The sequence below is a fragment of the Amycolatopsis panacis genome (genome assembly GCF_003600245.1).
In the GTDB taxonomy this organism is placed as follows: Bacteria; Actinomycetota; Actinomycetes; order Mycobacteriales; family Pseudonocardiaceae; genus Amycolatopsis; species Amycolatopsis sulphurea.
The window spans coordinates 90,946-102,908 of record NZ_QZFV01000065.1 but is presented as its reverse complement, the minus strand read 5'-3'; the positions used below and the strand labels follow the sequence as shown (position 1 = coordinate 102,908).

General features: G+C 71.5%; 13 protein-coding genes. 3 read left to right on the top strand and 10 right to left on the bottom strand.

The window, feature by feature from the left end; genetic code table 11:
* The first annotated feature begins 364 nt into the window (after positions 1-364).
* Complete coding sequence (locus D5S19_RS07505; protein WP_407641730.1) at positions 365-1,672, top strand: type I glutamate--ammonia ligase; 1,308 nt, start codon at positions 365-367, stop codon at positions 1,670-1,672.
* Between the two features lie 260 nt (positions 1,673-1,932).
* Here the strand turns inward: D5S19_RS07505 and D5S19_RS07500 are convergent, their stop codons facing one another.
* From D5S19_RS07500 to D5S19_RS07475, 6 genes are all read right to left on the bottom strand, one after another.
* Entirely contained in the window at positions 1,933-2,496 is a 564-nt protein-coding gene (locus D5S19_RS07500; protein ID WP_120022588.1) for a Uma2 family endonuclease, read from the bottom strand.
* 149 nt (positions 2,497-2,645) lie between these two features.
* On the bottom strand, positions 2,646-3,437 hold the full coding sequence (trpA, locus tag D5S19_RS07495; protein ID WP_120022587.1) for a tryptophan synthase subunit alpha: 792 nt from the start codon (positions 3,435-3,437) through the stop codon (positions 2,646-2,648).
* Positions 3,434-4,645, bottom strand: coding sequence for a tryptophan synthase subunit beta (gene trpB / locus D5S19_RS07490; protein ID WP_120022586.1), 1,212 nt, complete (start codon positions 4,643-4,645; stop codon positions 3,434-3,436). The genes trpA and trpB overlap by 4 nt, the downstream gene beginning before the upstream one ends.
* A complete protein-coding gene (gene trpC / locus D5S19_RS07485) occupies positions 4,642-5,451 on the bottom strand; it encodes an indole-3-glycerol phosphate synthase TrpC (RefSeq protein ID WP_120022585.1) in 810 nt (269 codons plus the stop codon). Before trpC ends, trpB begins: the two co-directional genes overlap by 4 nt.
* 83 nt (positions 5,452-5,534) lie before the next feature.
* On the bottom strand, positions 5,535-6,077 hold the full coding sequence (locus D5S19_RS07480) for a Trp biosynthesis-associated membrane protein (protein ID WP_120022721.1): 543 nt from the start codon (positions 6,075-6,077) through the stop codon (positions 5,535-5,537).
* Positions 6,078-6,762: 685 nt separating this feature from the next.
* Positions 6,763-8,322, bottom strand: coding sequence for an anthranilate synthase component I (locus tag D5S19_RS07475; protein ID WP_120022584.1), 1,560 nt, complete (start codon positions 8,320-8,322; stop codon positions 6,763-6,765).
* A 98-nt stretch (positions 8,323-8,420) separates the two neighbouring features.
* Between D5S19_RS07475 and D5S19_RS07470 the strand changes: the two genes are divergently transcribed.
* Complete coding sequence (locus D5S19_RS07470; protein ID WP_120022583.1) at positions 8,421-9,026, top strand: TetR/AcrR family transcriptional regulator; 606 nt, start codon at positions 8,421-8,423, stop codon at positions 9,024-9,026.
* On the opposite strand, the gene D5S19_RS07465 is transcribed toward D5S19_RS07470, so the two are convergent.
* The 3 genes from D5S19_RS07465 to hisF are packed head-to-tail and all read right to left on the bottom strand — an operon-like array spanning position 9,023 to position 10,517.
* Positions 9,023-9,385 carry a DUF1304 domain-containing protein gene (locus D5S19_RS07465; RefSeq protein ID WP_120022582.1) on the bottom strand — a complete coding sequence of 121 codons (363 nt, stop codon included), beginning with the start codon at positions 9,383-9,385 and terminating at the stop codon, positions 9,023-9,025. The genes D5S19_RS07470 and D5S19_RS07465 overlap by 4 nt on opposite strands.
* A complete protein-coding gene (gene hisI / locus D5S19_RS07460) occupies positions 9,382-9,747 on the bottom strand; it encodes a phosphoribosyl-AMP cyclohydrolase (RefSeq protein ID WP_120022581.1) in 366 nt (121 codons plus the stop codon). Before hisI ends, D5S19_RS07465 begins: the two co-directional genes overlap by 4 nt.
* Entirely contained in the window at positions 9,744-10,517 is a 774-nt protein-coding gene (hisF, locus tag D5S19_RS07455; RefSeq protein WP_120022720.1) for an imidazole glycerol phosphate synthase subunit HisF, read from the bottom strand. The genes hisI and hisF overlap by 4 nt, the downstream gene beginning before the upstream one ends.
* Before the next feature lie 281 nt (positions 10,518-10,798).
* Between hisF and D5S19_RS07450 the strand changes: the two genes are divergently transcribed.
* Positions 10,799-11,191 carry a PPOX class F420-dependent oxidoreductase gene (locus D5S19_RS07450; RefSeq protein WP_120022719.1) on the top strand — a complete coding sequence of 131 codons (393 nt, stop codon included), beginning with the start codon at positions 10,799-10,801 and terminating at the stop codon, positions 11,189-11,191.
* Positions 11,192-11,202: 11 nt separating this feature from the next.
* Here the strand turns inward: D5S19_RS07450 and priA are convergent, their stop codons facing one another.
* Positions 11,203-11,934 carry a bifunctional 1-(5-phosphoribosyl)-5-((5-phosphoribosylamino)methylideneamino)imidazole-4-carboxamide isomerase/phosphoribosylanthranilate isomerase PriA gene (priA, locus tag D5S19_RS07445; protein WP_098510553.1) on the bottom strand — a complete coding sequence of 244 codons (732 nt, stop codon included), beginning with the start codon at positions 11,932-11,934 and terminating at the stop codon, positions 11,203-11,205.
* Positions 11,935-11,963 lie beyond the last annotated feature (29 nt).

Genomic DNA, 11,963 nt, shown 5'->3' with positions numbered 1-11,963 from the left:
CCCGGCAGGGCAGCTCAACCGGACCGGTCGCACCGAGCACACGACCGCCACGGCAGAGCAACTCCGCCAGGCAAAACCGCTCAACCACGCGACCAGGACCGCAGAACACCCCGACCAAGCCGACCGCAACACCGCTGAAAGCGACTCGCCCAACCGAACGAAGCACGCGCCCACAACGGCAGGGCCGCCCGACCGGACTGATCACGCCGCCACCGACACCGGACAACAAGACCGAACCGGTCACGCCGAACACACGACCACCAACGCCGGACCACCCGACCGGACGAGACACGCCACCGCAACCGGCCCCGGGCCACTCGACCGGACCGGACTCGCCGAACGCGGGGCCGCCGAGGCGGGGCGGCTGGCACGGGCCGGGGTGGAGCTGGTCGCGCTGACGTTCGTGGACAATTCCGGGATTTCGCGGGTCAAGGCGGTGCCGGCGGGGCGGCTCGCGGAGGTAGCCGCCTGGGGTGTCGGGGCGTCGAATGCGTTCGACTTCTTCCTCTGCACCGACGAGATCGCCACCGGGACGTACTCGCTCGGTCCGGTCGGCGATCTGCGGCTGCATCCCGATCTCGACGCGCTGACCGTGCTCGTCGCGCAGCCGGGCTGGGCGTGGGCGCCGGTGTGGAAGTACGACCAGGACGGCGTCCCACATCCGCAGGACGCGCGGGCACTCGCCGCGACGGCGGCCGATCGGCTCGCCGCGCAAGGACTTTCCGCCCGGATGGCCTTCGAACTCGAATGGGTGATCACCGACCCCGACGGGGTACCGATCGTCGGACCGGCGTACGGCTACACGCGGCTGAGCGCACACTCCGGCTACCTCCGCACACTCGTGTCTACTTTGGACAGACAGCATGTCGCGGTGGAACAGATCCACCCGGAGTACGCCGCCGGACAGTTCGAACTGTCCGTTGCGGCAACGGATCCGGTGCACGCGGCGGATCTGGCAGTGCTGGCCCGGGAAACGGTGCGCACGGTGAGCGCGGCGCACGGGTTCCGCGCATCGTTCACGCCGAAGTTCATCCCCGGCGGCGTCGGCAACGGCGGGCACGTGCACCTGAGCCTGTGGGACGGCGAACGGAACCTGTACGCGGGCGGGACCGGCCCGTTCGGGCTGACCGATACCGCGGCGTCGTTCGCCGCCGGGATTTTCGCCCGGTTACCCGCGCTGCTCGCCATAGGCGCCCCCTCCGTGCTCAGCTATCTGCGGCTGGAGCCGCACCATTGGGCAGGCGTGTTCACTGCCTGGGGCTGGGAAAACCGGGAAGCGCCCCTCCGGCTGATCCGCGGCGCGGACGGACAGCGCGAAACAGCGGCGAACCTGGAGGTGAAGTGCTTCGACCTCACCGCCAACCCGTACCTCGTGGTGGCCGCACTGCTGTTCGCCGGCCTCTCCGGAGTGACGACCGGTGCGACGCTGCCCGCCCCGGTCGACGTCGACCCCGGATTGCTCGGCCCCGACGCGGCCGCCGACGCAGGCGTCACCCGCTTGCCTCAATCGCTGGCAGAAGCCGTCGCCGCCTTCGAAGCGGACGACGTCCTCCCCGCCGCCTTCGGCCCACCACTCGCCACGACGCTGATGGACGTCCGCCGAGCCGAACTGTCCGCGTTGGGCGAACTCGCTCCGGACGACCTGTGCACGGTGATGCGCTGGCTGCACTGAGCCGAGCGCGTCGCCGACCAGCAGGTCCACAGGGTCTTGGAGCCGAGCAGGCTCGCGTTCCTCCCGCCCGGAGAGCGCCTCTCGCTCCTCGGGTCCGTCACCTACGCCCCGTGAGATCGAGTTCGCACCCCGCCGGAAACCGGTCAGTCACCCATGCCCCACACCGTTGAGCCCGCGGCCTGCCCGAAACGGGTCAGTCACCCACGCCCACACCATTGAGCCCGCGGCCTGCCCGAAAACGGCCCCACCGGCGCCCCCCTTCAGCCGCGCAGATCCACCTCCGCCGTGAACGGTTCGGTCAGCGAAAGCACGCCACCCTCACTCTTCGTGTGCGGCGCGTACTCACCGTCGGCGAGCGCGAACAGCGTGGCCGACTCCTGCTCCGGATCGATCAGCAGGTAATACGAGATGAGTGCCTCGGCGTAGAGCGCCTTCTTGAGAATCCGATCGTGCACCCGGGTGGACGGCGACTCGATCTCTACGACCAGCACGACCTCCTTCTCGGTGAGGCTGACACCCTCCAGGCCCGGCGCAGAACTGACCACCAGGTCAGGGATCAGCAGCCGGTTGTTCCGGTTCCCCAGCACGAGATTCACCCCGGGCAGCACCTCAAGGCCCGCCCCGGCCCCGCTGGTCAACCGCCCCCACAATCGCCCGACCAGCCGCTGATGCTCAAGCCTGGCCAACGGGCTCACGAGAACGAGCCCGTCCACGAGTTCGACCACACCACCCGCAAGCCGGCCCGGGGGCAGCGCGAGAAGCGCGTCGACGGTCCAACCTCCGGGCGGCGTCTCCACCCGCAATTCACCCACAGGCGCTGCCATCCTGCCGCACCTCCGCTCGCGGCGCGTCTTTCATCCCGTCGTCCCCAGTCTGCCATGATCGGCCGCTTCCCCCTCGGTTCATCTGCATACTGAGAGTGTACAGACGATTACCGACAGTTGCCACAGCTGGGACCGGAGCAGCCGGAAGATCAGGCCGGAGTGACCGCCTCACGCACGCCGGTCGCCAGTTCGGCGGCCAGGCCGCGGACGCTGTCCGCCCCTTCCGTGGCGGCCGTGACCAGGGCGGATCCCACGATCACCGCATCCGCGAAGCCGGCCACCTCGGCGGCTTGCGCGCGCGAGCGGACGCCGAGGCCGACGCCGATCGGCAGGTCTGTGTGCGCGCGAGTCCGGCGGACCAGCTCTTCCGCGTACGCGCCGACCGTGTCGCGGGCGCCGGTGACGCCCATGACCGCGGTGGCGTAGACGAAGCCCGAGCACGCGGCCGTGGTCTTCACCAGCCGCTCCTCCGAGGAGGACGGGGCGACCAGGAAGATCCGGTCGAGCCCGTGTGCCTGCGAAGCGGCCGTCCACTCGGCGGCCTCGTCCGGGATCAGGTCCGGGGTGATCATGCCCAGGCCGCCCGCCGCCGCGAGGTCGCGGGCGAACGCGTCCACGCCGTAGCGGTGCACCGGGTTCCAGTAGGTCATCACCACGGCCCGGCCACCCCGCGCGGCCACCGATTCGACCACCTCGAACAGCTGCTTCAGCCGGAACCCGCTCGCCAGCGCCGCCTCCGCGGCGGCCTGGATGGTCGGGCCGTCCATCACCGGATCGGAATACGGCACGCCGACCTCGACCAGGTCCGCGCCGCCGTCCAGAGTGGCCGCCAGCAGGTCCTTCGACGCCGCCACGGTCGGGAAGCCGGCGGGCAGGTAGCCGACGAGCGCGGCCCGGCGCTGCGCCCGCGTCGCCGCGAACAGCTCGTCGAGGCCGCTCACTTGCCCTCCCCGTCCACGAGTCCGAACCACTTCGCCGCGGTGTCCATGTCCTTGTCGCCCCGGCCGGACAGATTGACCACGATCAGCCCCTCCGGCCCCAGCTCCTGGCCCAGCTGCACGGCACCGGCCAGCGCGTGCGAGGACTCGATCGCCGGGATGATGCCCTCCGTGCGCGAGAGCAGCCGGAGCGCGTCCATCGCCTGCGCGTCGGTGATCGGCCGGTACTCGGCACGGCCGGTGTCCTTGAGCCAGGAATGCTCCGGGCCGACGCCCGGGTAGTCCAGCCCGGCCGAGATGGAGTGCGACTCCACGGTCTGGCCGTCCTCGTCCTGCAGCAGGTACGACATCGCGCCGTGCAGGTTGCCCGGAGTGCCCTTGGTGAGCGTCGCGCCGTGCCGGGTGCCCTCGATGCCCTCACCGCCCGGCTCGAAGCCGACCAGCCGCACGCCCGGGTCGTCGTAGAAGCCGGAGAAGATGCCGATCGCGTTGGACCCGCCGCCGACGCATGCGGCGACGACGTCCGGCAGCCTGCCCGCCTGCGCCAGGATCTGTTCGCGGGCCTCCTGGCCGATGACGTGGTGGAAATTGCGCACCATCATCGGGAACGGGTACGGCCCGGCCGCGGTGCCGAAGACGTAGTGCGTGGTGTCGGCGTTGGTGACCCAGTCGCGCAGCGTCTCGTTGATCGCGTCCTTCAGCGTGCGTGAACCGGTTTTGACCGGGATCACCTCGGCGCCGAGCAGCTTCATCCGTGCCACGTTGAGCGCCTGCCGCTCGGTGTCCACCTCGCCCATGTAGACGACGCAGTCCAGGTCGAGCAGCGCGCAGGCGGTGGCGGTGGCCACGCCGTGCTGGCCGGCGCCGGTCTCCGCGATCACCCGCTTCTTGCCCATGCGCTTGGTCAGCAACGCCTGGCCGAGCACATTGTTGATCTTGTGCGAGCCGGTGTGGTTGAGGTCCTCGCGCTTGAGGAACACCCGCGCTCCGCCGGCGTGCGCGCCGAACCGCTTCACCTCGGTCAGCAGCGACGGACGGCCCGCGTACTCGGTGAGCAGCCGGTGCAGCTCGCCGGTGAACTCCGGATCGTGACGCGCTTTCTCGTACTCGGCGGCGACCTCGTCGACCACGCCGATCAGCGCCTCCGGCATGAACCGCCCGCCATACGGGCCGTAGTAGCCGCGTGCGTCCGGGTCGTGCGCGCCGCTCATCGCGACGGCCTCGGGCAGGCCGGGTGCGAACCGGCGGTGACCAGCTTGACCACGGCGCCCTTCGGGTCCCCGGAGGCGACCAGGCCCTCGCCGACCAGGACCGCGTCCGCCCCGTGCCCGGCGTAGGACATCAGGTCGCCGGGGCCGCGCACGCCGGACTCGGCGACCTTGAACACGTCCATCGGCAGGCCGGGGGCGAGCCGGGAGAACACGTCCCGGTCCACTTCGAGGGTGTGCAGGTTGCGCGCGTTCACGCCGATCACCTTGGCGCCGGCCTCCAGCGCGCGGTCGGCCTCCTCCGCGTTGTGGATCTCCACCAGCGCGGTCATGCCGAGGGATTCGACCCGGTCGAGCAGGGCGGCGAGTGCGTTCTGCTCCAGCGCCGCGACGATCAGCAGGACCATGTCCGCGCCGTGCAGCCGGGCCTCGTGCACCTGGTACGGGCTGACCACGAAATCCTTGCGCAGCACCGGGATGTCCACCGCGGCGCGGACCGCGTCGAGGTCGGCCAGCGAGCCGCCGAAGCGGCGCTGCTCGGTGAGCACGCTGATCACCCGGGCGCCGGCGTCCTGGTAGTCCACGGCCAGCGCCGCGGGGTCGGGGATGGCGGCCAGCTCACCCTTGGACGGGCTGCGCCGCTTCACCTCCGCGATCACGCCGATCCCGGACTCGCGCAGCGCGGCCATCACGTCCCGCGCGGGTGCGGCCTTGGCCGCCCGCGCCTTCATTTCGTCGAAGGGCAGCACGGATTCCCGCTGCGCGAGATCCTCTCGCACGCCGGCGACGATGTCCTCGAGCACGCTCACCGGGCGCCCCCACCCGCTGCCGAACTCGCTCGTCCACTCGCAAGGTCGCTCACAAAAACCTTCCCCTTCCCGCCGAAACGATGCTAACCCCCGCTTGATCGCCGACCCGTTCCGGGTTGCCCGGCGGGGTCGGTGGGATCGGTGCCGCCGGAGAGCGCCTCCCACAGTTCGGTGTCCGGATCACGGCGCGCCCGTTGCGCCCCGGGCGCGGAATACCTTGCCCCGAGCCGTTTCGCGGTGCCCGCCCACTTGATCGCGGCCAGCCCGCCGAGCGCGAGCAGAAGGCCGCCGAGCACGGCGAGCCCGTGCGCGAGCAGGATCTGGCCACCCGGCAGCCCCGCCGCGAACCCGAAACGCACCCCCGCCGCCCCGGTCCAGATCCCGGCGATCCCGGCCAGCGCAAGCAGCCCGCCGAGCACCCGCCGCAGCCATCCCCCGGTGGCCAGGACGCCGGCCACACCGGCCAGTGCGAGCAAGGCGAGCGGGACCAGCGCGGTGGCGTGCTGCGCCCCGTTTTCGGTGTACCGAACGACCCCGCGCACCCCTTCGTCGCGGAATTCGGCGAACCAGACCAGCCGGGAGGAGCCCCAGAGGGCCAGGGCGCCGAGCAGGAGCGGGAGGAGGATTGTCCATAGTGGACGCTTGGGGGTGGCGGGACGGGGCGCGGGGGTGGTGGGGTCGGCGGGATTGGTGGAGCCGGTGAGGTTGCCGGGGCCGGTGGAACCGGCCGGAGTGGTGGGGTTGCCGGAACCGCTGGAGCCGCCGGGGCTCGGGGAGCCAGTCGGGCCGGCGGGGTCAGCCGGGTCGGTGGAGCCGCTGGAGGTGACAGGGCTCCCGGCGCCAGCGGGGCTGCCGGGGCTGGTGGGATCCGCCGGATCGGTGAAGCCGCCAGAACCGCCAGGGGCGACAGAACCCGTGGGCTTGGCGAGATCGCCGGAGCCAGGGGAATCGGCCAGGTCGGCGGCATCGCCAGAACTGCCGGAGGCGACAGGGCTCCCGGCGCCAGTGGGCCTGCAAAGGCCGGCGTGGTCAGCTGGGCCGGTGGAGCCGCCGGAACCAGAATCGCCAGAGTCGAAAGAACCCGCGGACTCGGCGAGATCGCCGGGACTCGCAGGGTTGTCGAGGCCGCCGGAGCCGACGAGTTCGGCAACCTCGGCAGCCCTGGGACTGCCGGAGACGCCCGGATCAGCGACCTCGCCCGGACCAGCCGGCTCGGCAGGAGTCCCTCTACCCCTAGGATCGGACAGACCGCCGGAGCCACCGGCCCCAGCCGCACCCCGGTCGCCACCCACTCCCCCAGGCACCTCCGGCTCAGACACCGGCCGCGTCCTCGGCCGGGTCCAGCTGGGCGGCGGGAACCATGGTGCCCGCGGCGGCCACGGCGGACAGCACCGTGCGGGCCTTGTTCAGCGACTCCGTGTCCTCGTAGTCCGCCACCGAGTCCGCCACGACGCCGCCGCCTGCTTGCACGTATGCGGTGCCGTCGCGCATCAACGCGGTGCGGATCGCGATGGCGGTGTCCGCGTCGCCCGCGAAGTCCAGGTAGCCGACCACACCGCCGTACAACGCGCGGCGGACCGGTTCCAATTCCTCGATCAGCTCCATCGCCCGCACCTTCGGCGCCCCGGACAGCGTGCCCGCCGGGAAACAGGCGGTGACGGCGTCGAACGCGGTGCGGTCCTCGGCCAGTTCACCGGTCACTGTGGACACGATGTGCATCACGTGGCTGTAGCGCTCGATCTGGAAGAAGTCGACCACCCGCACGGTGCCCGGCTTGCAGACCTTGCCCAGATCGTTGCGGCCGAGGTCGACGAGCATCAGGTGCTCGGCCCGTTCCTTCTGGTCGGCCAGAAGGTCCTTCGCCAGCCGGGCGTCCTCCTCCGGATCCGCGCCGCGCCAGCGGGTGCCCGCGATCGGGTGCGTGGTCGCCCGGCCGTCGCGCACCGTGACCAGCGCCTCCGGGCTGGAGCCGACGATGTCGAACCCCTCCAGCCGCAACAGGTACATGTACGGGCTGGGGTTCGAGGTGCGCAGCACGCGGTAGACGTCCAGCGCGTCCGCACCGGTCTCGATCTCGAACCGTTGCGAGGGCACCACCTGGAACGCTTCCCCGGCCTTGATCGCCTCCACCGCCTTGTCGACGGCGGCGTGGAACTCCGGCTTGCTGCGACGGCGGGTGAACTCCGGCACCGGGCGGTCGAAGGTGGCCGTCGTCGGTGGCGCGGGCACGCCCAGTTCCCCGGTCATCGCCGACAGCCGGGCGAGTGCGTCGTCGTAGGCGGCGTCCACCCGCTCCGGCGAGTCGTCCCAGTTGACCGCGTTCGCGATCAGCGTGACGGTGCCCTCGTGGTGGTCGAACGCCGCGAGATCGGTGGCCAGCAGCATGGTCAGCTCGGGAATGTCCAGGTCCCGTTCGGCCAGCTCGGGCAGCTTTTCCAGCCAGCGCACGGAGTCGTAGCCGATGTAGCCGACCATCCCGCCGGTCAGCGGGGGCAGGCCGGGCAGCGGCTCGCTGTGCAGCGCCTCGACGGTGGCGCGCAGCACCTGCAGCGGGTCACCCTCGCAGGGCAGGCCGACCGGCGGGGTGCCGGTCCACACCGCACGCCCGTCGCGGACGGTCAGCGCGGCCGGGCTGCGCACGCCGACGAACGACCAGCGCGACCACGACTTCCCGTTCTCCGCCGATTCGAACAGGAACGTGCCCGGCCGGTCCGCGGCGAGCTTGCGGTACACCCCGAGCGGCGTTTCGCCGTCGGCGAGGACCCGCCGCACCACGGGGATCACGCGGCGGCCTTCGGCTAGCGCGCGGAATTCGGCGCGGGACGGGCTGACCGGGCCGGGCCCGGCCGGGGTGGCTGCTGAGCTGACCATGCCTTCATTGTGCCGCCACCGCCCCACTGCCGGACCGGCGGGGACCCGCAAATTCACCCGATGTTGAATTACGGCCGGAGCGCAGCCACAATGGATCTATGAGCACCGAGGACCCTACCGCCCGCCGCCGCGGCCGCCGTCCGGCCGGGCAGGACACCCGCGCCGCCCTGCTCGCGGCCGCGCGCGCGGTGTTCGGGGAGAACGGCTACGAGCGCGCCACGGTGCGCGGGATCGCGTCCCGCGCCGGGGTCGACGCGGCCATGGTCAACCACTGGTTCGGCGGCAAGGAAGGCTTGTTCGCCCAGGCCGTGCTCAAGCTGCCGTTCTCCCCGTACGAACTCGTCACGGAACTGCGCGCGGGCCCGGACGACGAACTGGGCTACCGGATCGTGCGCACCTTTCTCACCCGCTGGGACGGCGCGGGCGGCGACCAGTTCCAGGCCCTGATCCGCAGCTTCACCGACCACGAGGTCGCGAATTCCGTGCTGCACTCGTTCTTCTCCGGCTTTTTCGCGGAGCTGGTCAGCGGGATCGGCGTCGACCGGGAGGCATTCCGCACCACCCTGTGCGCCTCGCAGATCGTCGGCATGGGCCTGGTGCGCTACGTGGCCGCCTTCGAGCCGATGGCCAATGCGGAGGTGGAAACGCTGGTCGCGGCGGTCGGCCCGACTGTGCAGCGGTACCTCACCGGCACCATCGACTAGCGCGCCAACAGCAGGAAAACCAGCGCCAGCGCACCCGGCAGCACCTGCACGAACAGGATCTTCCGGGTCGCCGTCGCGGCGCCGTAGAGACCGGCGATGACGACGCACACCAGGCCGTAGAGCTTGAGCTGGAACCCGGCCGGGTCGCTCGCGATCAGGCCCCAGATCAGCGCGAGCGCCAGGAAACCGTTGTACAGTCCCTGATTCGCCGCCAGCGGCTTGCTCTCCCGCGCGAACTCCTCGGTGGTCCCGAAGGTGGCGCGCACCCGTGGAGTGGTCCACAGGGCCATTTCCAGGACCACGATGCAGAGGTGGATCAAGGCAACGAGCCCGACGAGCGCGTTCGCGACCGCGGTCACCGCGTGTTCTCCTCCTCGGCCAGCAGCAGCCGCTCTGCGCTGTCGAAACAGGTGCGCTCACCGGTGTGACAGGCGGGACCTGTCTGGTCGACGCGCAGCAGCACGGTGTCGCCGTCGCAGTCGATGCGGACCTCGCGGACGTGCTGTACGTGGCCGGAGGTCGCACCCTTGACCCACAGCTCCTGCCGGCTGCGGGACCAGTAGGTGCCGCGGCGCGTGGCGAGGGTGGCGGCCAGCGCTTCGTCGTTCATCCACGCCATCATCAGCACGTCGGACGTCGAGTGCTCGACCACGACGGCGGCGATCAGCCCGTCCGCATTGCGCTTGAGCCGAGCGGCGAGTTCCGGGGCGAGCCCGGTCATCGCACGACCACCCCGTCCGCCCGCAGCGAGCTTTTCACGTCACCGATCTTCACCTGTCCGAAGTGGAATACGCTGGCGGCGAGCACGGCGTCCGCGCCGGCCCGGACCGCGGGCGGGAAGTGCGTGACCGCGCCGGCCCCGCCGCTGGCGATCACCGGCACCCGCACGGCCTTGCGCACCAAGGCGATCAGCTCCAGGTCGAACCCGGCCTTCGTGCCGTCGGCGTCCATCGAGTTCAGCAGGATCTCGCCCACGCCGAGTTCTTCGCCGCGCGCGGCCCATTCCACCGCGTCGATCCCCGTGCCGCGACGGCCGCCGTGCGTGGTCACCTCGAAGCCGGACGCCGTCACCTCGCCACCTTCGGAAACGCGCCGAGCGTCGACGGAGAGCACGATGCACTGCGCGCCGAACCGCCGGGACGCCTCCTTCAGCAGCTCCGGGCGCGCGATCGCGGCGGTGTTGATGCTCACCTTGTCCGCGCCCGTGCGCAGGAGCCGGTTCACGTCGTCCGTCGATCGCACGCCGCCGCCGACGGTGAGCGGGATGAAGACCTGCTCGGCCGTGCGGCGCACCACGTCGAAGGTGGTCTCCCGATTCCCGGACGACGCGGTGACGTCGAGGAAGGTCAGCTCGTCCGCGCCTTCGGCGTCGTACCGGCGCGCCAGCTCGACCGGATCGCCGGCATCGCGCAGCCCGGCGAAGTTGACCCCCTTCACGACCCGGCCCGCGTCGACGTCGAGACAGGGAATCACCCGTACCGCCACAGCCATGCCTTCAGCGTAGCCGTCCGGCTGCGGCAGCCCAGGCACCGGATGGCCGGTTCTTGATCGGCCGGACGCCCAAGTCGCGACAGAGGCTGTGAAGGGTCCCTTCACAGCCTTTGAGTCCAGGGTGTCGGCAAAGTTGGTCGGGGACCCGGCAGTGGGCGATGCGGAGGTGTGTGCGACCACCTCGTGGCGTGCGCCGGACCGGTTTCGGGTCTGTGAAGGGACCCTTCACAGCCCTCGGCACGACAGCGGCCGACCGGCCACGGGACCGCTACCGTGGGGACATGCCGCCGGAACTGGAGCGCCTCGCCGCGGAGAAGTACGTCCTGCTGATCACGTTCCGTCGCGACGGCCGCGCCGTGCCCACCGCGGTGTGGGCCGCCAGAGAGGGGAACGAGCTGGTGGTCTGGTCGGAGCGCAACGCGGGCAAGGTGAAGCGCATCCGCAACAGCGGCGCGGTCCGGGTGCAGGCCTGCGACACCCGCGGCCGTCGCACGCACGGCGCCGAGGTGCCGGGCACCGCCCGGCTGCTCGACCACAGCGATTCCGGCCGGGTCCGCGAAGCCATCGCCCGCAAGTACGGCCTGGTGGGGCGGGTGGGAATGTTCTTCAGCCGCCTGCGAGGCGGCCCGGAACGCACGATCGGCATCGCGATCGTGCTGGACGAGGCGGACTGACCGAACCCGCCTCAGCGCACCGCGGCCAGCGCCTCCGGCAGGGTGAACGCGCCCGCGTACAGCGCCTTGCCCACGATCGAGCCCTCGACACCGTCGCCGGACAACGCCGCCAGCGCGCGCAGATCGTCCACACTGGACACTCCGCCGGAAGCGATCACCGGGGCGTCGGTGCGGGCGGTGACCTCGCGCAGCAGATCGAGGTTCGGGCCGCGCAGGGTGCCGTCCTTGCTCACGTCGGTGACCACGTAGCGGCTGGCGCCGTCGCGGTCGAGCCGGTCGAGGACCTCCCACAGGTCGCCGCCGTCGGAGGTCCAGCCGCGCGCGGACAGCCGGTGACCCGCCTCGGTGATCCGCACGTCCAGGCCGATCGCGACCCGGTCGCCGTAGGCGGCCACCGCCTTCGCGGTCCACTTCGGGTCCTCCAGCGCGGCGGTGCCCAGGTTCACCCGGCGGGCACCGGTGGCCAGCGCGGCCTCCAGCGACGCGTCGTCGCGGATCCCGCCGGACAGCTCCACCTGCACGTCGAGCCGGCCGACGACCTCGGCGAGCAGCTCGCGGTTGCTGCCCTTGCCGAACGCCGCGTCGAGGTCCACCAGATGGATCCACTCCGCGCCGTCGCGCTGCCAGGCCAGCGCCGCCTCCAGCGGGCTGCCATAGGAGGTCTCGGTGCCGGCCTCGCCCTGGACGAGTCGCACGGCCTGGCCATCGGCCACATCAACGGCGGGAAGGAGCGTGAAAGTCACGCGGACAGCCTATTCGGCGGGACCCGGCT

What these genes read in the sequence shown, in the direction of transcription:
- D5S19_RS07450 (WP_120022719.1), top strand. Translation starts at nt 10,799, where the DNA reads ATGCCGCCGGAACTGGAGCGCCTCGCCGCGGAGAAGTACGTCCTGCTG.
- D5S19_RS07500 (WP_120022588.1), bottom strand. Translation starts at nt 2,496, where the DNA reads ATGGCAGCGCCTGTGGGTGAATTGCGGGTGGAGACGCCGCCCGGAGGT.
- trpB (WP_120022586.1), bottom strand. Translation starts at nt 4,645, where the DNA reads ATGAGCGGCGCGCACGACCCGGACGCACGCGGCTACTACGGCCCGTAT.
- hisF (WP_120022720.1), bottom strand. Translation starts at nt 10,517, where the DNA reads ATGGCTGTGGCGGTACGGGTGATTCCCTGTCTCGACGTCGACGCGGGC.
- D5S19_RS07470 (WP_120022583.1), top strand. Translation starts at nt 8,421, where the DNA reads ATGAGCACCGAGGACCCTACCGCCCGCCGCCGCGGCCGCCGTCCGGCC.
- D5S19_RS07475 (WP_120022584.1), bottom strand. Translation starts at nt 8,322, where the DNA reads ATGGTCAGCTCAGCAGCCACCCCGGCCGGGCCCGGCCCGGTCAGCCCG.
- hisI (WP_120022581.1), bottom strand. Translation starts at nt 9,747, where the DNA reads ATGACCGGGCTCGCCCCGGAACTCGCCGCTCGGCTCAAGCGCAATGCG.